Consider the following 21,753-nt stretch of genomic DNA (forward strand, 5'->3'; position numbering starts at 1 on the left):
GGACCGCCGGGCGGCGTGTCCGAAATAGTGTGCATTGGGTCGGCGGTGTAGAACGGGAGATGTGACGGCAATGGCTACGGAAACTCCCCAGCTCAAGGCATCCGCCTGCGCCGTCCCCGCCCCGGGCAGTCCACGGTGACGGCAACCGGCGCGCGCGCGGACGATCCGGAGCGCGGCACGCTGGACAAGGCCGCCGCGGAGAACTTCCCCGTTGCCCCGTTCTTCCTGCCCAAGGCCTGGCGAGCCGACCTCATGGCGGTCTACGGCTTCGCCCGCCTCGTCGACGACATCGGTGACGGCGATCTCGCCCCCGGCGGAGCCGACGCCCGCCTCCTCGGCGTTTCGGCCAAGGAGGCCGAGGACCGTCTGATCCTGCTCGACGCCTTCGAGGCCGATCTGCACCGGGTCTTCGAAGGCACCCCGCGCCACCCCCTGCTGCACCGCCTCCAGCCGACGGTCCGCCACCGCTCGCTGACCCCCGAGCCCTTCCTCGGTCTGATCGCCGCCAACCGCCAGGACCAGCTCGTGGGACGGTACGAGACCTACGACGATCTCCTTGCCTACTGTGAACTGTCCGCCAATCCCGTCGGCCGTCTCGTCCTCGCCGTCACCGGCACGGCGACGCCCGAGCGGATCCGCCGTTCCGACGCGGTGTGCACGGCGCTCCAGATCGTCGAGCACCTCCAGGACGTCGCCGAGGACCTCGGTCGTGACCGGATCTATCTGCCCGCAACGGACATGAAGCGCTTCCACGTCGAGGAAACCGACCTCGGGGCGAAAACGGCGGGCGCATCGGTGCGCGCACTGGTTGCATACGAAGCCGAACGTGCCCAAAACCTCCTGAATGAAGGCACCCCTCTGGTGGGTAGCGTCCACGGCAGGCTCAAGCTGCTGCTCGCGGGTTTCGTGGCGGGGGGAAGGGCGGCGATCGGTGCGATCGCCGCCGCCGAATACGACGTACTGCCCGGCCCGCCCAAGGCCAGCAGGCTACGGCTGCTGCGCGAGGTGGGCGTGACTCTGCGAGGAGAGGGGTGATCCGGACCGTGGAGTCTGCACCACACGCGTCCGCACCGGTACTCGCCGCCTACAGCTACTGCGAGGCCGTCACCGGACAGCAGGCACGGAACTTCGCCTACGGCATCAGACTGCTGCCCACGCCCAAGCGCCGGGCGATGTCGGCGCTGTACGCGTTCTCGCGCCGCGTCGACGACATCGGTGACGGCGCCCTGAGCGGCGAGGTCAAGATGGCCAGGCTCGAGGACACCCGGGCGCTGCTGACCCGGATCCGCGACCGCGCGGTCGACGAGGACGACATCGATCCCGTGGCCGTCGCCCTCGCCCACGCCGCCGACGCCTTCCCGATCCCGCTCGGCGGACTGGACGAGCTGATCGACGGCGTGCTGATGGACGTGCGCGGCGAGACCTACGAGACCTGGGACGACCTGAAGGTCTACTGCCGCTGTGTGGCGGGCGCCATCGGACGCCTGTCGCTCGGCGTGTTCGGCACCGAACCGGGGGTGCGCGGCGCCGAACGCGCCCCCGAGTACGCGGACACGCTCGGCCTGGCGCTGCAACTGACCAACATCCTGCGTGACGTCCGTGAGGACGCCGAGGGAGGGCGCACCTATCTGCCCTCCGACGACCTCGCCAAATTCGGCTGCTCGGCCGGCTTCAGCGGGCCGACACCACCGGAGGGCTCCGACTTCGCGGGCCTCGTGCACTTCGAAGTGCGTCGGGCCCGCGCCCTTTTCGCCGAGGGCTACCGGCTGCTCCCCATGCTCGACCGGCGCAGCGGTGCGTGCGTCGCCGCCATGGCCGGCATCTACCGCCGCCTCCTGGACCGCATCGAGCGCGACCCGGAGGCCGTGCTACGCGGCCGGGTCTCCCTGCCCGGGCGCGAGAAGGCGTACGTCGCCGTGCGCGGTCTGTCCGGTCTGGACGCCCGGCATGTCACCCGAACCGTCAGGAGGCGCGCCTGATGGACATTTCGGCCCAAGGTGATGCCGCCGGGGAAAAATGGCAGGCAACCCTCCGCCGTCAGGCGGCGTCCCTGACTGAGACGACCGGCCGTGCACCGTTGAACCATCGGCACAGCGGTCGCGCAGGGGAGGGTGCACGATGACCGACGGCATGCGGCCGGACGGGTCGCTCGCGGACATCCCGGGACGCGCCGGGAAGGACGCGGTCGTGGTCGGCGGGGGGCTCGCCGGCATCACCACCGCGCTCGCGCTCGCCGACGCGGGCGTCCGCGTCACCCTGATCGAGGGCAGGCCGAGGCTGGGTGGCCTGGCCTTCTCCTTCCAACGCGGCGACCTCACCGTCGACAACGGACAGCACGTCTACCTGCGCTGCTGCACCGCCTACCGCTGGTTCCTCGACCGGATCGAGGGGACGGCGCTGGCTCCGCTCCAGGACCGGCTCGACGTGCCCGTACTCGACGTCGACAAGCCCGAGGGCCGACGGCTCGGCAGACTGCGGCGCGACGCGCTGCCCGTACCCCTGCACCTGGGCCGGAGCCTGGCGACGTATCCGCATCTCTCCCTCGCCGAACGCGCCAAGGTCGGGCGTGCCGCGCTCGCGCTCAAGGGGCTCGACCTCGCCGATCCGACCCTGGACACCCAGGACTTCGGAAGCTGGCTGACCGCGCACGGTCAGTCGGCGCGTGCCGTCGAAGCCCTCTGGGACCTGGTCGGGGTCGCCACCCTCAACGCGGTCGCGGGCGACGCCTCGCTGGGGCTCGCCGCGATGGTGTTCAAGACCGGTCTGCTGTCCGACCCGGGCGCGGCCGACATCGGATGGGCGCACGTCCCGCTGGGCGAACTGCATGACCGGCTGGCCCGCAAGGCGCTCGACACCGCGGGCGTGCGTACCGAGGTCCGTACACGCGTCACCTCCATCTCTACTGACGAGAACGGACGTTGGAGCGTTCAGGTTCCCGGCGAGACGCTCCACGCGGACGCGGTCGTGCTCGCCGTGGCCCAGCGCGAGGCGTACGACCTGCTGCCCGGCGGTGCCCTCGACGCCCCCGAACAGCTCCTGCAGATCGGCACCGCACCGATCCTCAACGTCCATGTCGTCTACGACCGCAAGGTGCTCGGCACGCCGTTCCTCACGGCCCTGGGCACCCCGGTCCAGTGGGTGTTCGACCGCACCGACGCCTCCGGGCTGAAGGAGGGCCAGTACCTCGCCCTGTCCCAGTCGGCCGCACAGGACGAGATCGACGAACCCGTCGCCGCCCTGCGCGAGCGGTATCTGCCCGAGCTGGAACGGCTGTTGCCCAGGGCGCGCGATGCCCGGGTGAAGGACTTCTTCGTGACCAGGGAGCGCACGGCGACGTTCGCCCCCACCCCCGGCGTCGGGCGGCTGCGGCCCGGCGCCCGCACCAAGGCATCCGGCCTGTACCTGGCCGGAGCGTGGACCGCCACAGGGTGGCCCGCGACCATGGAGAGTGCGGTCCGCAGTGGCGTGAGTGCGGCCGAAGCCGCGCTGAGCGCTCTGGGCCGGCCTCGCCCCAGCCACCTCTTCGACGTCGAGGAGGCGGCGTGATGCTGAACGAGCAGTCGGCGGCAGGCCCCCGCACCCCCCGTAGCGCAACAAGAGGAGAGAACGTGCCCACTGTGCCCCCGGCCGAGAAGGCCGCTCGAGAGACCGCGGTGGACGTGACCGCGCTCCTGGAGCGCGGTAGGACCCTGACCACGCCGGTTCTGCGGGCGGCCGTCGACCGCCTGGCTCCTCCCATGGACACCGTTTCCGCCTACCACTTCGGCTGGATCGACGCCGACGGAAAGCCCACGGCCGGCGACGGCGGCAAGGCCGTGCGCCCCGCCCTCGCGCTGCTCTCCGCCGAGGTCACCGGCGCCGCGCCCGAGGCCGGTATCCCCGGCGCCGTCGCCGTCGAACTGGTCCACAACTTCTCGCTGCTGCACGACGACCTGATGGACGGCGACGAGCAGCGCCGCCACCGGGACACGGTCTGGAAGCTGCACGGCCCCGCCCAGGCCATCCTCGTCGGCGACGCCATGTTCGCGCTGGCCAACGAGGTGCTGCTGGAGCTCGGCACCGTCGAGGCCGGTCGTGCCACCCGCCGCCTGGCCACCGCCACCCGCGCCCTGATCGACGGCCAGGCCCAGGACATCTCCTACGAGCACCGCGACCGCGTCAGCGTCGAGGAGTGTCTGGAGATGGAGGGCAACAAGACCGGCGCCCTGCTCGCCAGCGCCAGCTCCATCGGCGCGGTGCTCGCCGGCGCGGACGACCACACCGCCGACACCCTGGAGAAGTACGGCTACCACCTGGGGCTCGCCTTCCAGGCCGTCGACGACCTCCTCGGCATCTGGGGCGACCCGGTCTCCACCGGCAAGCAGACCTGGAGCGACCTGCGCCAGCGCAAGAAGTCCCTGCCGGTCGTGGCCGCGCTCGCGGCGGGCGGCTCCGCCTCCGAGCGGCTCGGCGAGATCCTCGCCGCCGACGCCAAGAGCAGCGACTTCGAGAACTTCTCCGAGGAGGAGTTCGCCGCCCGCGCCGCCCTCATCGAGGAGGCGGGCGGCCGCGAGTGGACCGCCGGGGAGGCGCGCCGTCAGCACGCGGTCGCCGTCGAGGCCCTCGACGCCGTCGACATGCCCGACCGGGTGCGCGCACAGTTCACGGCGCTCGCCGACTTCGTCGTCGTACGAAAGAGATGATCACCGCCGGGCGAAATGAGATGATCAGTATCGGTCGAATAGCCCTCGCATAGTCGCCGGCTGGTGTCGCTGGAAGAAGCGCGCCGGCCGACGGCGGACCCGTAGCAGACGCACTACCTGTAGCACTGCACGAAGGGGAAGCCATGACAGCGACGACCGACGGAAGCACCGGGGCGCGGCCGCCCCGGGCAGCCGCGGCCAGCGACACCGACAGCGAGAACCCCGTGGCGGCCGGGGTGCACGAAGCCGCCGCAGGCGCGGTCCGGCGCGCCACCGACTTCCTGCTGGCGAAGCAGGACGCCCAGGGCTGGTGGAAGGGCGACCTCGAGACGAACGTCACCATGGACGCCGAGGACCTTCTGCTCCGTCAGTTCCTGGGCATCCGCGACGAGAAGACGACACAGGCCGCCGCGCTCTTCATCCGCGGCGAGCAGCGCGAGGACGGCACCTGGGGCACCTTCTACGGCGCGCCGGGCGAGCTCTCCGCCACCGTCGAGGCGTACGTCGCCCTCCGTCTGGCCGGCGACGCGCCGGACGCACCGCACATGGCACGGGCCTCCGCCTGGGTCCGCGAGCAGGGCGGCATCGCCGCCTCCCGGGTCTTCACGCGGATCTGGCTGGCCCTGTTCGGCTGGTGGAAGTGGGAGGACCTGCCCGAACTCCCGCCGGAGCTCATCTACTTCCCCAAGTGGGTCCCGCTCAACATCTACGACTTCGGCTGCTGGGCCCGGCAGACCATCGTCCCGCTGACGATCGTCTCCGCGAAGCGACCGGTACGCCCCGCACCCTTCGCGCTCGACGAGTTGCACACCGACCCGGCGCTCCCCAACCCGCCCAAGCCCCTCGCCCCGGCGGCGAGTTGGGACGGCGCCTTCCAGCGGCTCGACAAGGCGCTGCACCAACTGCGCAAGGTCGCCCCGCGCAGGCTGCGCAGAGCCGCGATGAACAGCGCCGCCCGCTGGATCATCGAGCGGCAGGAGAACGACGGCTGCTGGGGCGGCATCCAGCCCCCGGCGGTGTACTCGATCATCGCGCTGCACCTGCTCGGCTACGACCTTCAGCACCCCGTGATGCGCGAGGGTCTCGCCTCGCTGGACCGTTTCGCCGTCTGGCGCGAGGACGGGGCCCGGATGATCGAGGCCTGCCAGTCGCCGGTCTGGGACACCTGCCTCGCGACCATCGCGCTCGCGGACGCGGGCGTACCCGCCGATCACCCGCAGCTCGTCAAGGCCGCCGACTGGATGCTGGGCGAGGAGATCGTCCGGCCCGGCGACTGGGCGGTCAAGCGGCCCCAACTGCCGCCGGGGGGCTGGGCGTTCGAGTTCCACAACGACAACTACCCCGACATCGACGACACCGCCGAGGTGGTCCTCGCCCTGCGCCGGGTCCGGCACCACGACCCGGAGAAGCTGGAGAAGGCGATCGGCCGCGGTGTGCGCTGGAACCTCGGGATGCAGTCGCGCAACGGGGCGTGGGGCGCCTTCGACGTCGACAACACCAGCCCGTTCCCCAACCGGCTGCCGTTCTGCGACTTCGGCGAGGTCATCGACCCGCCGTCGGCGGACGTCACCGCGCACGTCGTCGAGATGCTCGCGGTCGAGGGCCTCGCCCACGACCCGCGCACCCGGCGCGGCATCCGGTGGCTGCTCGCCGAGCAGGAACCGGACGGCTCGTGGTTCGGCCGCTGGGGCGTGAACTACGTCTACGGCACCGGATCCGTCGTACCCGCCCTGGTGGCCGCCGGCATGCCGGGCTCGCACCCCGCGATCCGGCGCGCCGTCACCTGGCTGGAGTCCGTCCAGAACGACGACGGCGGCTGGGGCGAGGACCTGCGCTCCTACAAGTACGTCAAGGAGTGGAGCGGCAGGGGCGCCTCGACGGCCTCACAGACCGGGTGGGCGCTGATGGCGCTGCTGGCCGCGGGGGAGCGGGACTCCAAGGCCGTCGAACGCGGCATCGAGTGGCTCGCGGCGACTCAGCGGGAGGACGGCTCCTGGGACGAGCCCTACTTCACCGGCACCGGGTTCCCCTGGGACTTCTCCATCAACTATCACCTCTACCGGCAGGTCTTCCCGCTGACCGCGCTCGGCCGGTACCTGCACGGGGAGCCCTTCACCGACAAGAGCGGCGGGCCCAGGAGGTCGCTCGCCGAGGCCAAGGGGAGCTGATGAGTCCGCAGCCCGCCCCGGCCCCGCTGCTGATCGCCTGCGCGCTCGGCATCGAGCAGTTCGCCCTGCGCGCCGGCGAGCGGGGCGGGGCCGGCGGGCCGGTCACCGTGCTCCGTACGGGCATGGGACCCCGGGCGGCCGAACGCTCCGTGGCCCGGGTGCTGGCCGACCCGGCCCTCAGCGGGGCCGCCGTCCTCGCCACCGGCTTCTGCGCGGGGCTCGCCCCCGGGATGCACCCCGGCGATCTGGTGGTCGCCGAGGAGACCCGGGATCCGGCGGGAACCGTTCCGTGCGTGGGGACCGACCTACTCGTCAAAGAACTCGTGCGGACCATCCCGGGCCGCACCGTCCACACCGGACCACTCACCGGCTCCGATCATGTCGTCCGCGGTCAGGAACGGTCCGATCTGCTCGCGACCGGCGCAATCGCGGTCGACATGGAGTCGGCGGCCACACTCCTGAGCGCCGTCCGCACGGGCGAGCGCCCGGTTGCGGCCGTCCGGGTGGTCGTGGACGCTCCAGAACATGAACTCGTCCGGATCGGCACGTTGCGCGGTGGAATATCGGCTTTCCGCGTCCTTCGTACCGTTCTTCCCGCATTCTACGAATGGCACCGTTCTTTGCTGCTCCCCAGGAGGTGAGCCAGATGGCCATGCCGCTGCGTCAGTCCATCAAGGTCGCTACATACTTGGCCGAACAGAAGCTCCGTAGGCGTGACAAGTTCCCGCTGATCGTGGAGCTGGAGCCGCTCTTCGCCTGCAACCTCAAGTGCGAGGGCTGCGGCAAGATCCAACACCCGGCCGGAGTCCTGAAGCAGCGCATGCCGGTGGCCCAGGCCGTCGGTGCGGTGCTCGAGTCCGGTGCGCCGATGGTGTCCATCGCCGGCGGCGAGCCGCTGATGCACCCGCAGATCGACGAGATCGTGCGGCAGCTCGTGGCCAAGCGGAAGTACGTCTTCCTGTGCACCAACGCCATGCTGCTGCGCAAGAAGATGGACAATTTCACGCCCTCGCCCTACTTCGCCTTCGCCGTGCACATCGACGGCCTGCGCGAGCGCCACGACGAGTCCGTCGCCAAGGAGGGCGTGTTCGACGAGGCGGTGGAGGCGATCAAGGAGGCCAAGCGGCGCGGCTTCCGGGTGACCACCAACTCGACCTTCTTCAACACCGACACCCCGCAGACCATCATCGAGGTGCTGAACTTCCTCAACGACGACCTCAAGGTCGACGAGATGATGATCTCGCCCGCCTACGCCTACGAGAAGGCCCCCGACCAGGAGCACTTCCTCGGCGTCGAGCAGACCCGCGAGCTGTTCAAGAAGGCCTTCGCGGGCGGCAACCGCAGGAAGTGGCGGCTGAACCACTCGCCGCTGTTCCTCGACTTCCTCGAGGGCAAGGTCGACTTCCCGTGCACCGCGTGGGCGATCCCGAACTACTCGCTGTTCGGCTGGCAGCGCCCCTGCTACCTGATGAGCGACGGGTACGTTCCGACGTACCGGGAGCTGATCGAGGAGACCGACTGGGACAAGTACGGCCGCGGCAAAGACCCGCGCTGCGCCAACTGCATGGCGCACTGCGGCTACGAGCCCACCGCCGTCCTCGCCACCATGGGCTCGCTGAAGGAGTCGCTGCGCGCCATGCGCGAGACGGTCTCCGGAAACCGGGAGTGACGCCATGACCGCCATCTCCTTGGGCGTCCCCGAGGTACCGGTCCGGCCGGTCGCCGAGCGACGTGTGTCGCGGCAGATCCACGTCGGCCCGGTGGCGGTCGGGGGCGGTGCCCCGGTGTCGGTGCAGTCGATGACGACGACCCGTACGTCCGACATCGGCGCCACCTTGCAGCAGATCGCGGAGCTGACGGCGTCCGGCTGCCAGATCGTGCGCGTGGCCTGTCCGACGCAGGACGACGCGGACGCGCTCGCGACCATCGCCCGCAAGTCGCAGATCCCGGTGATCGCGGACATCCACTTCCAGCCGAAGTACGTGTTCGCCGCGATCGAGGCCGGCTGTGCGGCCGTACGCGTCAATCCGGGAAACATCAAGCAGTTCGACGACAAGGTCAAGGAGATCGCGCGGGCCGCCAAGGATCACGGCACCCCGATCCGGATCGGCGTCAACGCCGGTTCGCTCGACAGGCGGCTGCTGCAGAAGTACGGCAAGGCGACCCCGGAGGCGCTCGTGGAGAGCGCGCTGTGGGAGGCGTCGCTGTTCGAGGAGCACGGCTTCCGGGACATCAAGATCTCGGTGAAGCACAACGACCCGGTCGTGATGATCGAGGCGTACAGCCAGCTCGCGGCGCAGTGCGACTACCCGCTGCATCTCGGGGTCACCGAGGCCGGGCCCGCCTTCCAGGGCACGATCAAGTCGGCGGTCGCCTTCGGCGCGCTGCTGTCGCGGGGAATCGGAGACACGATCCGGGTGTCGCTGAGCGCCCCGCCCGCCGAGGAGGTCAAGGTCGGCATCCAGATCCTGGAGTCGCTGAATCTCAAGCAGCGGCGCCTGGAGATCGTCTCCTGTCCGTCGTGCGGGCGTGCGCAGGTCGACGTCTACAAGCTGGCCGACGAGGTCACGGCGGGCCTGGAAGGCATGGAAGTGCCGTTGCGGGTGGCCGTCATGGGCTGTGTGGTCAACGGCCCCGGCGAGGCCCGGGAGGCCGACCTCGGCGTCGCCTCCGGCAACGGCAAGGGGCAGATCTTCGTGAAGGGCGAGGTCATCAAGACGGTCCCCGAGTCGAAGATCGTCGAGACGCTGATCGAAGAGGCGATGAAGATCGCCGAGCAGATGGAGCAGGACGGGGTCGCATCGGGCGCCCCCACCGGCACGGGGAAACCGGCAGTGACGGTGAGTTGAAGCAAGGCACGGACCGAGAGGGGGCCCGAACGTGACGATTCTGGAGAGCATCCGGGGACCACGTGACCTGAAGGCGCTGTCCGAGGCAGAACTCGGTGAACTGTCCGACGAGATCAGGGAGTTCCTGGTGCACGCGGTCGCCAGGACCGGCGGACATCTCGGGCCCAACCTGGGGGTGGTGGAGCTCTCCATCGCGCTCCACCGGGTCTTCGAGTCGCCGGTCGACCGCATCGTCTGGGACACCGGTCACCAGAGCTACGTGCACAAGCTGCTGACGGGTCGGCAGGACTTCTCCAAGCTGCGCGGCAAGGGCGGCCTGTCCGGCTACCCCTCGCGGGAGGAGTCCGAGCACGACATCGTCGAGAACAGCCACGCCTCCACCGCGCTCGGCTGGGCCGACGGGCTCGCCAAGGCGCGTCAGGTGCAGGGGGAGAAGGGGCACGTCGTCGCGGTGATCGGCGACGGGGCGCTGACCGGCGGCATGGCCTGGGAGGCGCTGAACAACATCGCGGCGGCCAAGGACCGGCCGCTGATCATCGTCGTCAACGACAACGAGCGCTCGTACGCACCGACCATCGGCGGCCTTGCCAACCACCTGGCCACCCTGCGCACGACGGACAGCTACGAGCGGGTCCTGGCCTGGGGCAAGGACGTGCTCCAGCGCACGCCCGTCGTCGGCAACACCGTCTACGAGGCCCTGCACGGCGCGAAGAAGGGCTTCAAGGACGCGTTCGCACCGCAGGGGCTCTTCGAGGATCTCGGGCTGAAGTACGTCGGTCCGATCGACGGGCACGACATCGGGGCCGTCGAGTCCGCGCTGCGCAGGGCCAAGCGCTTCCACGGGCCGGTGCTGATCCACTGCCTCACGGAGAAGGGGCGCGGCTACGAACCCGCCCTCGCCCACGAGGAGGACCACTTCCACACCGTCGGCGTGATGGACCCGCTGACCTGCGAGCCGCTCGCGCCGTCGGGCGGTCCGTCCTGGACGTCGGTGTTCGGCGACGAGATCGTGCGGATCGGCGAGGAGCGGGAGGACGTCGTCGCGATCACGGCGGCCATGCTGCATCCCGTCGGGCTCGGCAAGTTCGCGGAGCGGTTCCCGGACCGGGTCTGGGACGTCGGGATCGCCGAGCAGCACGCGGCCGTGTCGGCGGCGGGGCTCGCGACGGGCGGGGTGCATCCGGTCGTCGCCATCTACGCCACCTTCCTGAACCGCGCCTTCGACCAGCTCCTCATGGATGTCGCGCTGCACCGCTGCGGAGTGACGTTCGTGCTGGACCGGGCCGGCGTCACGGGCGCCGACGGCGCCTCCCACAACGGCATGTGGGACATGTCGATCCTCCAGGTCGTCCCCGGTCTGCGGATCGCCGCGCCGCGCGACGCCGACCAACTGCGGGCGCAGTTGCGCGAGGCCGTGGCCTGCGACGACGCGCCGACGCTCGTACGATTCCCGAAGGAGTCGGTCGGGCCGTCGATCCCGGCGGTCGACCGGGTGGGCGGGCTGGACGTGCTGCACAGGGACGCCGGTGAGCCGGACGTCCTGCTCGTCGCCGTCGGCGTGATGGCCCCGGTGTGCCTCCAGGCGGCCGAGCTGCTCCAGGCCCGCGGCATCAACTGCACCGTCGTCGACCCGCGGTGGGTGAAGCCCGTCGACCCCGCGCTCGCACCACTCGCCGCGCTGCACCGACTGGTGGCCGTCGTCGAGGACAACAGCCGCTCGTCCGGGGTCGGCTCGGCCGTGGCGCTGGCGCTGGGCGACGCCGATGTCGACGTACCGGTGCGGCGCTTCGGCATCCCGGAGCAGTTCCTCGCGCACGCCAAGCGGAGCGAGGTGCTCGCCGACATCGGGCTCACGCCCGTGGAGGTCGCGGGCCGGATCAGCGCGAGCCTGGCCCTCAAGGAGGCCGAGGAGAGCGTCGCCGGCGCGGAGCGGGCCGAGGGGAGTCATGACGGTCCTGCCGTCGTGCCAGTCAAGGAGAAAGCTGAATGACGAGCGAGTTCGACCTCGGCCGGCTCCTCGCCGAGCGCGGAGCCGAGCGCTACGAGCTGCACACCAAGTACCTGAACCACCAGCTCCCGCGCATGCTGCACACCATCGGCTTCGACAGGGTCTACGAGCGGGCCGAGGGCGCGTACTTCTGGGACGCGGACGGCGACGACTACCTGGACATGCTCGCCGGGTTCGGGGTGATGGGCCTGGGGCGCCACCACCCCGTCGTCCGCAAGGCGCTGCACGACGTCCTCGACGCCCAGCTCGCCGACCTCACCCGCTTCGACTGCCAGCCGCTGCCCGGGCTGCTGGCGGAACGGCTTCTGACCCACAGCCCGCACCTGGACCGGGTGTTCTTCGGCAACAGCGGGACGGAGGCGGTGGAGACCGCGCTGAAGTTCGCGCGGTTCGTCACCGGCAAGCCGCGGGTGCTGTACTGCGACCACGCCTTCCACGGGCTGACCACCGGTTCCCTGTCCGTCAACGGCGAGTCCGGCTTCCGGGACGGCTTCGCCCCGCTGCTGCCGGACACGGCAGTACCCCTCGGCGATCTCGACGCCCTGGCCCGGGAGCTGAAGAAGGGCGACGTGGCCGCCCTGATCGTCGAGCCGATCCAGGGCAAGGGCGTGCACGAGGCCCCGCCCGGCTATCTGCGGGCCGCCCAGGAGCTGCTGCACAAGCACAAGGCGCTGCTCATCGCCGACGAGGTGCAGACGGGACTGGGCCGGACCGGCGACTTCTACGCCTACCAGCACGAGGAGGGCGTCGAACCGGACCTGGTGTGCGTCGCCAAGGCGCTCTCCGGGGGCTATGTACCGGTGGGGGCCACGCTCGGCAAGGACTGGATCTTCAAGAAGGTCTACTCGTCCATGGACCGCGTGCTCGTCCACTCGGCGAGCTTCGGATCCAACGCCCAGGCCATGGCGGCCGGGCTCGCCGTGCTGTCGGTCATGGAGAACGAGCAGATCGTCGCGAACGCGCGGGCGACCGGGGAGCAGTTGCGGTCCCGGCTCGCGGCGCTGATCGACAAGTACGAACTGCTCGCCGACGTCCGCGGCCGGGGCCTGATGATCGGCATCGAGTTCGGCCGTCCCGACTCACTCAAGCTGCGCGGCCGCTGGACCATGCTCCAGGCCGCGCGCAAGGGACTGTTCGCGCAGATGGTCGTCGTACCGCTGCTGCGGCGGCACCGGATCCTCACCCAGGTCTCCGGCGACCACCTGGAAGTGATCAAGCTGATCCCGCCGCTGATCATCGGCGAGCGGGAGGTGGACCGGTTCGTCGACGCCTTCACCGATGTGATGGACGACGCACACAGTGGGGGCGGGCTGATGTGGGACTTCGGCAAGACGTTGATCAAGCAGGCGGTCGCGAACCGGTGAGCCCCCGGCAGCCCTCTCAGCTCGGCCCTTCGCAGATTTTGCCTCTGAGGCAAGAAATTTGCCGCTGAGGCAAGCCTGCGGCTGAATGGAGAGCATGAGCTCTCCCGAGACCTCGCCTGAAGGCGATACGGCGGTGCCGGTCGACGCCCTGCCCGCAGTCGCGCCTCAGCTTCGGGCCCTGCGTCGTCGAGCCGCCCTCACCCTGGAGGCCGCGGCCCGCTCCGCCGGGCTGTCGCCCGCCCACCTCTCCCGACTGGAGACCGGGCAACGCCAGCCCTCGCTGCCGATGCTGCTCGCGCTCGCGCGTATCTACGGTACGACGGTCTCCGAGCTGCTCGGCGAGACGGTCGCCGACCGGGACGCCGTCGTGCGCGCCGCCGACATGGAACCGACCGCGGCGGGCGGCTGGACGTACTGGCAGGCGGGCGCGCCCGGGCGCGGGATGCAGGCTCTGCGCGTCCATGTGCCGCACGGCGCGCAGGGCGACATCGTGCGGGTGCACCCCGGCGAGGAATGGCTCTATGTCCTCGAAGGGCGGCTGCGGCTGCGCCTCGGGGACACCACACACCGGCTCGCGCCCGGCGACAGCGCGCACTTCGACTCGCTGACCCCGCACCGCATCGCCGCCGAGGACCCGGGCGGGGTCGAGCTGCTGTTCGTCCACACCTTGTTGCAGAGCCCCACGGCCACCCTGTGCCTGGGCCCCACCCCTGGAGAGACGCCATGAGTGACATGGAGGAGAAGTTCCCGCGCGCCCTGTGGGTGCGGCTCATCATCTACATCGCGGTGGGGCACGTCTTCGCCGCCTTCATCTACTTCCTGTTCGAGGCGGGCGCGAAGTAGGCACGGGTGCGCGGTGGCGGCCGGCGCCGGTCGAGCGCATGGGCGCGCGCCGGCGCGGACGCGGCGTCAGTCGAGCAGCCGCTCCCGCAGCCGCTCCCGGGACTCGGGGCTCAGCCGCACGCCCTGCTCCAGGTAGGTGTCGACGCCGCCCCACGTCTCCTCGATCGTCTCGAAGGCCGCCGTCAGATACTCGGCCCGCGCGTCGAACAGCGGGCTGAGCAGCTCCATGACCTCGGGCGAGTAGGCGGAGGCGTCGCTGCCGTTGCGGCGCACCTTGTAGCGGCGGTGCTTGGCGTTGGACTCCAGGTAGTCGGCGACGATCGCCTCGCGTTCCACGCCGAGGGCCAGCAGCGTCACGGCGATGGTCAGACCCGCGCGGTCCTTGCCGGCAGCGCAGTGCATCAGAGCTGGGACGCTGTCCTCGGCGAGCGAGTGGAGCACCTGGGAGTGTTCGCCGGTGCGCTCCTTGATGATCGAACGGTAGGAGACGATCATCCGGTTCGCGCCCTTGCCGTCCGCCAGGATCCCGCGCAGTTGGTCGAGATCGCCGTCCCGGACCATCTTCCAGAACTCCGCGCCGTCCGCCGGGTCGGACAGCGGCAGGTTGACATTGCGCACGCCGGGCAGCTCGATGTCCGGTCCTTCGAGCTTCTGGTCGGCCGCGTTGCGGAAGTCGAAGATCGTGTGCAGCCCCAGCGAGCCGAGGAAGCCGGCGTCCTCGGCGGTCGCGTGCGCGAGATGGCCGCTGCGGAACAGCACTCCGTGCCGCACCCGTCGTCCGTCCACCGTGGGCAGGCCGCCCACATCACGGAAGTTGCGAACCCCGGCCAGTTCGGGCTCGGTCGACGGGATCTGCTGCGTCACGGGGGCTCCTCCCGGTCGGCCCCGGCGGCGCGGCTCGGCGATGCGGCCGACGGGGTGCGATCTCGACCATACGACATGGATTCCAGGGCCAATGAGTTGTCCACAGGCGTTGCCTCAGGGCCGCACGACCCTTGATGATGTTGGTACTTGATCGCGCCTGTTCGTCTCTGTGAGGGTTTGATGCTGGACATCTCCGACAACGGCCGTACGTGGGTCCTCTCCGGGCCGACCAGCAGCTACGCCGTCCACCTGACCGACGGGGACGAGCTGCTGCACCTCCACTGGGGCCCGCGCATCGGGCTCGCCGACGCCGAGGCCCTCGCCGTCCGCCCGCTGCCGGAGTACTGGCCCTTCGAGTCCCCGCTGGACGGGCGCGAGGAGTACCCGGTCGAGGGCGGCCCGCGCTTCGTTCGGCCCGCCCTGTCCGTGCGCAGCGACGAGCGGCGCGGCACCGAGTGGAGCTTCGAGCGGCATGAGTCCGAGGGTGACGAACTGCGGTTGCTTTTTCGTGACGGCGCACTGAAGGTCACGCTGCACTACCGGATGCGCGAGGACGTCGTAGAGCGCTGGGTGACCCTGGACAACCAGGGAGGCGATCTGGAGCTGCTGCGCGCCGACTCGGCCACCTGGACGCTGCCGGAGAGGGAGGGCTGGCGGCTGTCCCAGTTGCACGGCCGCTGGGGCGCCGAGTCACGGCTGGCGCGGGCCCCCCTCACCTACGGCGAGAAGGTCATCGGCAGCCGCCGCGGGCACACCGGGCACCAGCATCTGCCGTGGGTCGCGCTCGACACGGACGCCACCGAGGAGCGCGGCGAGGTCTACGGCTGCGCGCTCGGCTGGTCGGGGTCCTGGCGGATCGCCGTGGCCCAACTCCCGGACGCGCGCGTGCAGGTCACCGGCGGCGCCGGACACGACGACTCCGGCCTGCTGCGGCTGGCGGCGGGGGAGTCCTTCACCACGCCCGTCTTCGCCGGCCTGTGGAGCGACGGCGGCTTCGGCGGCGCCAGCCGCGCCTGGCACGCGTATCAGCGCGCGTACGTGATCCCGGACGCCGACCAGGACCGGCCGGTGCTGTTCAACTCCTGGGAGGCGACGGAGTTCGACATCTCCGAGGAGCAGCAGAGCCTCCTCGCGCGGCGGGCCGCGGCCATCGGCGTCGAGCTGTTCGTGGTGGACGACGGCTGGTTCGGGACGCGCACCAGCGACCGCGCCGGGCTCGGCGACTGGACGCCCAACCCCGACCGCTTCCCCTCCGGCCTCAAGCCGCTCGCCGAGTACGTGCACGCGCTCGGCATGCAGTTCGGCATCTGGGTCGAACCGGAAATGGTCAATCCGGACAGCGAGCTGTACCGCGCGCATCCCGAGTGGGTTCAGTATCAATCGGGACGAAAGCGGACGGAATTCCGCAATCAACTAGTGCTGAACCTCGCCCGCGACGACGTCCGGGAGTACCTCTGGGAGCAGCTCGACGGGCTCCTCTCCAGTGCCCCGATCGACTATGTGAAGTGGGACTTCAACCGCTGCTTCAGCGACGCGGGCTGGCCCGGTGAGCCGTACCCGCAGCGCCTGTGGGTCGACCATGTGCGCGCCCTGTACGACCTGCTGGACCGGCTGCGCGCCGCTCACCCCGGCGTCGCCTTCGAGTCCTGCTCGGGCGGGGGCGGACGCATCGACCTCGGCGTGCTCGGCCGTACGGACCAGGTGTGGACCTCGGACAACACCGACCCCCTCGACCGGCTCGCCATCCAGCACGGCTTCAGCCAGATCCACCCCGCCCGGGCCATGGCCGCCTGGGTGACCGACAGCCCGAACGCCATGCTCAACCATCGCGCCAGCTCGCTGCGCTTCCGGTTCGTGAGCGCGATGGCCGGCGTGCTCGGGGTCGGCGGTGACCTTGCCCAGTGGACCGAGGAGGAGCTCGCCGAGGCGCGGGAGTGGGTGGAGCTCTACAAGGAGATCCGGCCCCTGGTGCAGCGCGGCGACCTGTACCGGCTGCGGGCCCCGCGGGGCGGGCTGAGCGCGGTGCAGTACGTGCTCGGGGACGAGGCGGTCGTCCTCGCCTGGCTCCAGGCGCAGAGCTTCGGCGAGCCCCTTCCGGCGCTGCGGCTGCGCGGCCTGGATCCGACAGCAGCGTATGAATGCCTTGAAACGGGCGAAATTCACCGAGGTGCCGTACTGGTGCATCACGGACTGCGTACCGGCTTGCGAGGCGACCTTGATGCGGCAGTTATTCGACTCCGTCGCATCTAGGCGTTCTGTCCGAATTGGCGCCTTCATTCCAACTCGCTCTGCAATAAGGAAAGCTGGAGCAGTGTCACGTGAGGAGCGTCATATCCGTGACCGTGAGTCGCCCGTCATGTCCACGTAATTCGTATGCTTTTCAAGGGGCTTTGGGTCCGGCGGCACTCCTGTATTTAACGGACGGTGACGGTTAATTCCCACAAGGGATCAACAGGAACGCATTCGGACGGAACCTCTCACTTGTTCCCATGCGTCTTCCTCGCTTACGTTCGCCACCAATCCGGACGGACGCCCAATCCTGCCGCCGCTCGGATTCCGCGCAAACTCACCCGTCCACGGCAGGAGCGGGGGACCCACAGGTAGAACCGCCTGTTCCGGTCTCCGGAACGGCTAGGGGTCAAGCCGCACCTCGGCGCGGCCGGGCATCTCCAGCCCGCACCCGACAGCTCACCTCGCAGGCGCCGGAGAGGAATTCGCCATGCCCGCGAAGGGTAAGCATCGCCGTCCGAAGTCCCTGCGCTTCACCCGCTCCATCGCCGTCGCCGGAACCGGTGGCGCCGCTCTCGCTCTCCCGCTCATGGGGGCAACCGGCGCCCACGCCGCTCCCTCGCAGTCCGTTTCGGAAAAGGCCGTTCAGTCCCTTCCGGTCGTCGGCCAGAAGGCCGTTGAGAAGAAGGCCGCCCAGAAGAAGGCTGACGTACGGACCTATTCTGTGAAGGTCGGCGACTACCTTTCGAAGATCGCCGACGAGCAGAACGTGAGCGGCGGCTGGAAGCGGCTCTACTCCGACAACCGCGAGGCCGTCGGCTCCGACCCGTCGCTGATCCACCCGGGACTCAAGCTCGCCATCGGCGGCAAGAAGGCCGCGACGACCGCCCCCAAGTCGTCGTCCTCCGCGCCCTCTTCGACGCACAAGTCGTCCTCGAAGGACTCGTCCGCCTCGAAGTCCTCCACGCCGAAGAAGGCGCAGAAGGCGACCACGGCCGCCGAGACCACCAGCACCGTCAACGGCTTCTCCGCCCCGCTGACCGGCGCCTCCCTCGGCACCGGTTACAAGGTCGCGGGCAGCATGTGGTCCAGCGGCTACCACACCGGCGTCGACTTCGCCGCCGCGACCGGCACCCCGCTGAAGGCGGTCGGCGCGGGCACCGTCGTCTCGGCCGGCTGGGGCGGCGCGTACGGCAACCAGGTCGTCATCCAGCTCGCCGACGGCTACTACGCCCAGTACGCCCACCTGTCGTCGCTCTCGGTCTCCAGCGGCCAGACCGTGACCGCCGGCCAGCAGATCGGCCTCTCCGGCGCGACCGGCAACGTCACCGGCCCGCACCTGCACTTCGAGATCCGCACCACGCCGGACTACGGCTCGGACGTGGACCCGGTTGCCTACCTGCGCGGCAAGGGTGTCGCCATCGGCTGACGCGACCCACGCGACAACCACTTGCCTGACACGCGGCCGAAGGCCGGACCCCGATCCCCGGGTCCGGTCTTCGGCATGTTTCGGGGGGTGTCGACAGGGCGGTTTGGCTTGACCACAACACCCCTGCTCAGAGGGTTATTCCAGGTTTGGTGAACACTTTAGGAGTGGCTTATCTCACCGATCGTCAACCCTTTCCTACGGTCGCGTAGGTCACATTCAAAGGTGAATCATGTGCCGATGTGGCAGACGATTCGAAGAGTGACAGCAGTGCAGTGATCGGGTCGTACGTTGCGGTGGGGGACAGCTTCACCGAGGGCGTCGGCGACCCCGGCCCCGACGGGGCGTTCGTCGGCTGGGCCGACCGGTTCGCGGTCCTCCTCGCGGACAGGCGACCCGAGGGCGACTTCAAGTACACCAACCTCGCCGTACGCGGCAAACTGCTCGACCAGATCATCGAGGACCAGCTTCCGAAGGCCGTCGAACTGGCCCCGGACCTGGTCTCGTTCTGTGCGGGCGGCAACGACATCATCCGACCCGGAACCGACCCCGACGAGGTCGCCGAGCGCTTCGAGCGGGCGATCATCCGGCTCACCTCGGCCGTCGGCACCGTCATGGTGACGACTGGCTTCGACACCCGTGGCGTACCCGTGCTGAAGCATCTGCGCGGCAAGATCGCCACGTACAACGGACATGTGCGGGCCATCGCCGACCGGTACGGCTGCCCGGTGCTCGACCTGTGGTCCCTGAAGACCGTTCAGGACCGCCGGGCCTGGGACGACGACCGGCTCCATCTGTCCGCCGACGGGCACACACGCGTGGCGCTCCGGGCGGGCCAGGTCCTCGGCCTGGAGATCCCCGCGGACCCGGACCAGCCCTGGCCGCCGCTCCCGCCCCGCGGCACCCTCGAGGTCCGCCGGGACGACGTCCACTGGGCGCGGGAGTACCTGGTGCCGTGGATCGGCCGACGACTGCGCGGGGAGTCGTCGGGGGACCATGTGACGGCCAAGGGCGCTCTTTCCCCGGACGACATCAAGATGCGGATCCGATCGGTGGCTTGAGAACCGTTCGCGAGCGAGCGATAGGTCCGGGCCGTACCGATGGCTGATCGGTGCGGCCCGGACGTACGCATGGGGTGCGGGGTGCGGGGTGCGGGATTCGGTGCTGCGTACGACACATGGCGGCATCGCACACAGCGTCCCGGCACATGGCGGCATCGCACACAGCGTCCCGGCACATGGCGGCATCGCACACAGCGTCCCGGCACATGGCGGCATCGCACACAGCGTCCCGGCACACAGGCTCACCGGTTCGACGCCGTCAACGCCTTTCGCTCCAGCCCGAGTTCCCGGGCGAGCGCCTCGTCCACCCACTCCTGGGCACGCGCGCGTGAGATCGCGCCCGGGTACGACGTGAGCTGTACGGCGAGGCCGTCGAGCAGGGCCGTCAGGCGCAGGGCCGTGCCGTTCGGGTCCGGGCAGTGGAACTCCTCGGCGGCGACGCCCTCGGCGATCACCTCGGTGATCGCCCCCTTCCACTGCCGGTCGAGGTCCCGGGTGACCTCCTGGAGCGCGGGTTCGCGCAGCGCCGCCGCCCAGCCCTCGATCCACAGCCGCCAGCCCTTGGCCTGGCCGGTCGGCGCGTACCAGCGCACGGCCGCCCGCAGCCGCCGCAGTGCCGTCGTGCGGCGCCCGAGGAGCCGGCGCAGATGGGCCAGGTCGCCTTCGGCCGCGTGGGTGAACGCGGCCGCGACGAGCTTTTCCTTCGTGTCGAAGTGATAGAGCACCAGCGCGTTGCTCACGCCGAGCACCGAGGCCACGTCGGCGATCCTGACCGCCGCCACGCCCCGCGCCTCTATCTGCTCGACGGCGGCACGCAGCAACTCCTCACGCCGCTCCGCCACGCTCAACCGCACTCTTGCCACGTCGTCACCCTAAAGCCTCGTCACCGACCGGTCCCGAGCCAGGTCGGGCAGGGCCTGCGCGACCGCCGTCACCGGTGCCAGCCGAACCGTTCGGTGATCAACGGCAGCCGGTCCGCGGCGACGGCGTGCGCGGCCGCCCGCGGAGCCGTCCCGTCCGCCTCGGCGCGGGCCAGCGTGAGGTCGGTCAGGGCGCGCATCGAGCGCCGTGTGTGGGCGAACGCCTCGTCCGCGTCCGGGCCGATGTCCCCGAACAGCGTCCACCACCACCAGGCGTTCGTGCCCGAGTTGACCACGACGTCCGGCAGCACGGTGACGCCGCGCGCGGCGAGTAGTTCCTCCGCGTCGGGCCGTACGGGCATGTTGGCCGCCTCGGCGATCCAACGCGCGGTGATCCGGCCCTGGTTCGCGGCGTCGATCGCATACGACACGGCCGCAGGCACCAGCACCTCCGCCTCGGTCGACAGCCAGGCGTCGCCCGGCAGTTCGCGGTCCCCGGGACGCAGCGCGGCTCGGTCGACGGTGCCGTACGCGTCGCGTGCCGCCAGCAGGCTCTCGATGTCGAGTCCGGCCGGGTTGGCGATGGTGCCCTTGATGTCGGCGACGGCGACGACGGTGAGCCCCGCGCGCGTGAGGAAGCGAGCCGTGGCCCCGCCCATGGTCCCCAGGCCCTGCACGGCGACGCGTGTCCTCCAGTACGGCACACCGGCCCGGTCCAGCGCGGTCAGCACCGACTCCGCGACCCCGCAGCCGCCGACCAGCTCGTCGAGGCCGATGCCGTCGACCTCGACCGCGAACGCCTCCGCGAGCCGCCGCCGTGCACCGACCTCGTCGTCGAGCAGCGGGTACACGGCCTGGACGGACGAGACGAGCCCCGCCTCGGCCGCCGCCCGGTCGACGACGTCCTGGGTGAGTCCGAGATCCTCGCCCGTGGTCCAGAAGTTCTCGATGTACGGCCGCATGCTGCGCAGGTAGCGCACCAGGAGCCCGTACGCCTCCGGGTCCCGGGGATCGCAGTCGATGCCTCCCTTGGCGCCGCCGAGGGGGACGTACCGGGCCTCGGGGTCGTAGTGCAGGGCTTCCTTCATGCTCATGCCCCGAGCGAGCCCGGTGACCTCGTCCAGCGTGCAGCCCGGCCGCATCCGCAGCCCGCCACTGGCCACGCCGCGCACCAGCCGGTCGACGACCAGGAAGCCCTGACGGCCGGTGATGTGGTCGGTCCAGGTGAGGGAGAGCAGGGGGGTGGTGGGGGCGGCTGGGGTGGTCATGGGGTCTCCGGGGTCGGGGGCAGCCCTCTTCGGGATCGAGGGGCCCCGCGCTGCTACTGAACGATGAGTCAGTATCGGAGTGGGACGGGGACATGTCAAACGTGGTGCAGGGGCTTCGGTGTCGGGATGAC

19 protein-coding genes and 1 riboswitch are annotated in these 21,753 nt (G+C 70.4%); of the genes, 16 read left to right on the top strand and 3 right to left on the bottom strand.

Annotated features, from left to right (window positions below):
* Nucleotides 1-135 precede the first annotated feature (135 nt).
* From hpnC to ACZ69Q_RS04960, 13 genes are all read left to right on the top strand, one after another.
* Complete coding sequence (hpnC, locus tag ACZ69Q_RS04900) at nucleotides 136-1,035, top strand: squalene synthase HpnC (RefSeq protein ID WP_471036415.1); 900 nt, start codon at nucleotides 136-138, stop codon at nucleotides 1,033-1,035.
* Nucleotides 1,032-1,979 (top strand): presqualene diphosphate synthase HpnD, encoded by a 948-nt coding sequence (gene hpnD / locus ACZ69Q_RS04905; protein WP_471036417.1) that lies wholly within the window; start codon nucleotides 1,032-1,034, stop codon nucleotides 1,977-1,979. The genes hpnC and hpnD overlap by 4 nt, the downstream gene beginning before the upstream one ends.
* Entirely contained in the window at nucleotides 1,979-2,122 is a 144-nt protein-coding gene (locus tag ACZ69Q_RS04910) for a DUF6380 family protein (protein ID WP_471036419.1), read from the top strand. The genes hpnD and ACZ69Q_RS04910 overlap by 1 nt, the downstream gene beginning before the upstream one ends.
* Nucleotides 2,119-3,546 carry a hydroxysqualene dehydroxylase HpnE gene (hpnE, locus tag ACZ69Q_RS04915; protein WP_471036423.1) on the top strand — a complete coding sequence of 476 codons (1,428 nt, stop codon included), beginning with the start codon at nucleotides 2,119-2,121 and terminating at the stop codon, nucleotides 3,544-3,546. The genes ACZ69Q_RS04910 and hpnE overlap by 4 nt, the downstream gene beginning before the upstream one ends.
* A complete protein-coding gene (locus ACZ69Q_RS04920) occupies nucleotides 3,546-4,682 on the top strand; it encodes a polyprenyl synthetase family protein (protein ID WP_471036427.1) in 1,137 nt (378 codons plus the stop codon). The genes hpnE and ACZ69Q_RS04920 overlap by 1 nt, the downstream gene beginning before the upstream one ends.
* A gap of 143 nt (nucleotides 4,683-4,825) precedes the next feature.
* Complete coding sequence (gene shc, locus ACZ69Q_RS04925; RefSeq protein WP_471036431.1) at nucleotides 4,826-6,850, top strand: squalene--hopene cyclase; 2,025 nt, start codon at nucleotides 4,826-4,828, stop codon at nucleotides 6,848-6,850.
* Entirely contained in the window at nucleotides 6,850-7,491 is a 642-nt protein-coding gene (locus tag ACZ69Q_RS04930; protein ID WP_471036433.1) for a phosphorylase family protein, read from the top strand. The genes shc and ACZ69Q_RS04930 overlap by 1 nt, the downstream gene beginning before the upstream one ends.
* Nucleotides 7,492-7,496: 5 nt before the next feature.
* The gene (hpnH, locus tag ACZ69Q_RS04935) at nucleotides 7,497-8,519 is read left to right on the top strand and encodes an adenosyl-hopene transferase HpnH (RefSeq protein WP_471036435.1); all 1,023 of its coding nucleotides are present in this window, start codon (nucleotides 7,497-7,499) and stop codon (nucleotides 8,517-8,519) included.
* A gap of 4 nt (nucleotides 8,520-8,523) precedes the next feature.
* The gene (ispG, locus tag ACZ69Q_RS04940; protein WP_471036440.1) at nucleotides 8,524-9,699 is read left to right on the top strand and encodes a flavodoxin-dependent (E)-4-hydroxy-3-methylbut-2-enyl-diphosphate synthase; all 1,176 of its coding nucleotides are present in this window, start codon (nucleotides 8,524-8,526) and stop codon (nucleotides 9,697-9,699) included.
* Between the two features lie 31 nt (nucleotides 9,700-9,730).
* The gene (dxs, locus tag ACZ69Q_RS04945; RefSeq protein ID WP_471036444.1) at nucleotides 9,731-11,689 is read left to right on the top strand and encodes a 1-deoxy-D-xylulose-5-phosphate synthase; all 1,959 of its coding nucleotides are present in this window, start codon (nucleotides 9,731-9,733) and stop codon (nucleotides 11,687-11,689) included.
* On the top strand, nucleotides 11,686-13,071 hold the full coding sequence (locus ACZ69Q_RS04950) for an aspartate aminotransferase family protein (RefSeq protein ID WP_471036447.1): 1,386 nt from the start codon (nucleotides 11,686-11,688) through the stop codon (nucleotides 13,069-13,071). The genes dxs and ACZ69Q_RS04950 overlap by 4 nt, the downstream gene beginning before the upstream one ends.
* 94 nt (nucleotides 13,072-13,165) lie before the next feature.
* Entirely contained in the window at nucleotides 13,166-13,798 is a 633-nt protein-coding gene (locus ACZ69Q_RS04955; RefSeq protein ID WP_471036449.1) for a helix-turn-helix domain-containing protein, read from the top strand.
* Nucleotides 13,795-13,914: a DUF6126 family protein gene (locus tag ACZ69Q_RS04960; RefSeq protein ID WP_128379435.1), complete on the top strand. Its 120-nt coding sequence runs from the start codon at nucleotides 13,795-13,797 to the stop codon at nucleotides 13,912-13,914. Before ACZ69Q_RS04955 ends, ACZ69Q_RS04960 begins: the two co-directional genes overlap by 4 nt.
* A 66-nt stretch (nucleotides 13,915-13,980) precedes the next feature.
* Here the strand turns inward: ACZ69Q_RS04960 and ACZ69Q_RS04965 are convergent, their stop codons facing one another.
* On the bottom strand, nucleotides 13,981-14,778 hold the full coding sequence (locus tag ACZ69Q_RS04965) for a tyrosine-protein phosphatase (protein ID WP_471036453.1): 798 nt from the start codon (nucleotides 14,776-14,778) through the stop codon (nucleotides 13,981-13,983).
* Nucleotides 14,779-14,958: 180 nt separating this feature from the next.
* Here ACZ69Q_RS04965 and ACZ69Q_RS04970 point away from each other — a divergent pair, with 180 nt between their 5' ends.
* The 3 genes from ACZ69Q_RS04970 to ACZ69Q_RS04980 all read left to right on the top strand — a co-directional run bounded on the left by ACZ69Q_RS04970 (nucleotide 14,959) and on the right by ACZ69Q_RS04980 (nucleotide 19,494).
* Nucleotides 14,959-17,028: an alpha-galactosidase gene (locus ACZ69Q_RS04970; protein WP_471036456.1), complete on the top strand. Its 2,070-nt coding sequence runs from the start codon at nucleotides 14,959-14,961 to the stop codon at nucleotides 17,026-17,028.
* A 307-nt stretch (nucleotides 17,029-17,335) separates the two neighbouring features.
* A riboswitch (cyclic di-AMP (ydaO/yuaA leader) is annotated at nucleotides 17,336-17,493 on the top strand.
* 4 nt (nucleotides 17,494-17,497) lie between these two features.
* Entirely contained in the window at nucleotides 17,498-18,436 is a 939-nt protein-coding gene (locus tag ACZ69Q_RS04975) for a peptidoglycan DD-metalloendopeptidase family protein (RefSeq protein ID WP_471036458.1), read from the top strand.
* Nucleotides 18,437-18,708: 272 nt separating this feature from the next.
* On the top strand, nucleotides 18,709-19,494 hold the full coding sequence (locus ACZ69Q_RS04980) for an SGNH/GDSL hydrolase family protein (protein WP_471040076.1): 786 nt from the start codon (nucleotides 18,709-18,711) through the stop codon (nucleotides 19,492-19,494).
* Between the two features lie 242 nt (nucleotides 19,495-19,736).
* Here the strand turns inward: ACZ69Q_RS04980 and ACZ69Q_RS04985 are convergent, their stop codons facing one another.
* Nucleotides 19,737-20,357 (bottom strand): TetR/AcrR family transcriptional regulator, encoded by a 621-nt coding sequence (locus tag ACZ69Q_RS04985; protein ID WP_471036460.1) that lies wholly within the window; start codon nucleotides 20,355-20,357, stop codon nucleotides 19,737-19,739.
* Nucleotides 20,358-20,425: 68 nt separating this feature from the next.
* Nucleotides 20,426-21,622, bottom strand: a complete 1,197-nt coding sequence (locus ACZ69Q_RS04990) for a Glu/Leu/Phe/Val dehydrogenase dimerization domain-containing protein (RefSeq protein ID WP_471036463.1) — start codon at nucleotides 21,620-21,622, stop codon at nucleotides 20,426-20,428.
* Nucleotides 21,623-21,753 lie beyond the last annotated feature (131 nt).

Source organism: Streptomyces sp. NPDC036764 (assembly GCF_055609385.1).

What these genes read in the sequence shown, in the direction of transcription:
- shc (WP_471036431.1), top strand. Translation starts at nt 4,826, where the DNA reads ATGACAGCGACGACCGACGGAAGCACCGGGGCGCGGCCGCCCCGGGCA.
- ACZ69Q_RS04975 (WP_471036458.1), top strand. Translation starts at nt 17,498, where the DNA reads ATGCCCGCGAAGGGTAAGCATCGCCGTCCGAAGTCCCTGCGCTTCACC.
- ACZ69Q_RS04920 (WP_471036427.1), top strand. Translation starts at nt 3,546, where the DNA reads ATGCTGAACGAGCAGTCGGCGGCAGGCCCCCGCACCCCCCGTAGCGCA.
- hpnE (WP_471036423.1), top strand. Translation starts at nt 2,119, where the DNA reads ATGACCGACGGCATGCGGCCGGACGGGTCGCTCGCGGACATCCCGGGA.
- hpnH (WP_471036435.1), top strand. Translation starts at nt 7,497, where the DNA reads ATGGCCATGCCGCTGCGTCAGTCCATCAAGGTCGCTACATACTTGGCC.
- ACZ69Q_RS04970 (WP_471036456.1), top strand. Translation starts at nt 14,959, where the DNA reads ATGCTGGACATCTCCGACAACGGCCGTACGTGGGTCCTCTCCGGGCCG.
- ACZ69Q_RS04950 (WP_471036447.1), top strand. Translation starts at nt 11,686, where the DNA reads ATGACGAGCGAGTTCGACCTCGGCCGGCTCCTCGCCGAGCGCGGAGCC.
- ACZ69Q_RS04910 (WP_471036419.1), top strand. Translation starts at nt 1,979, where the DNA reads ATGGACATTTCGGCCCAAGGTGATGCCGCCGGGGAAAAATGGCAGGCA.
- ACZ69Q_RS04990 (WP_471036463.1), bottom strand. Translation starts at nt 21,622, where the DNA reads ATGACCACCCCAGCCGCCCCCACCACCCCCCTGCTCTCCCTCACCTGG.
- ACZ69Q_RS04930 (WP_471036433.1), top strand. Translation starts at nt 6,850, where the DNA reads ATGAGTCCGCAGCCCGCCCCGGCCCCGCTGCTGATCGCCTGCGCGCTC.
- ACZ69Q_RS04960 (WP_128379435.1), top strand. Translation starts at nt 13,795, where the DNA reads ATGAGTGACATGGAGGAGAAGTTCCCGCGCGCCCTGTGGGTGCGGCTC.
- ACZ69Q_RS04955 (WP_471036449.1), top strand. Translation starts at nt 13,166, where the DNA reads ATGAGCTCTCCCGAGACCTCGCCTGAAGGCGATACGGCGGTGCCGGTC.
- ispG (WP_471036440.1), top strand. Translation starts at nt 8,524, where the DNA reads ATGACCGCCATCTCCTTGGGCGTCCCCGAGGTACCGGTCCGGCCGGTC.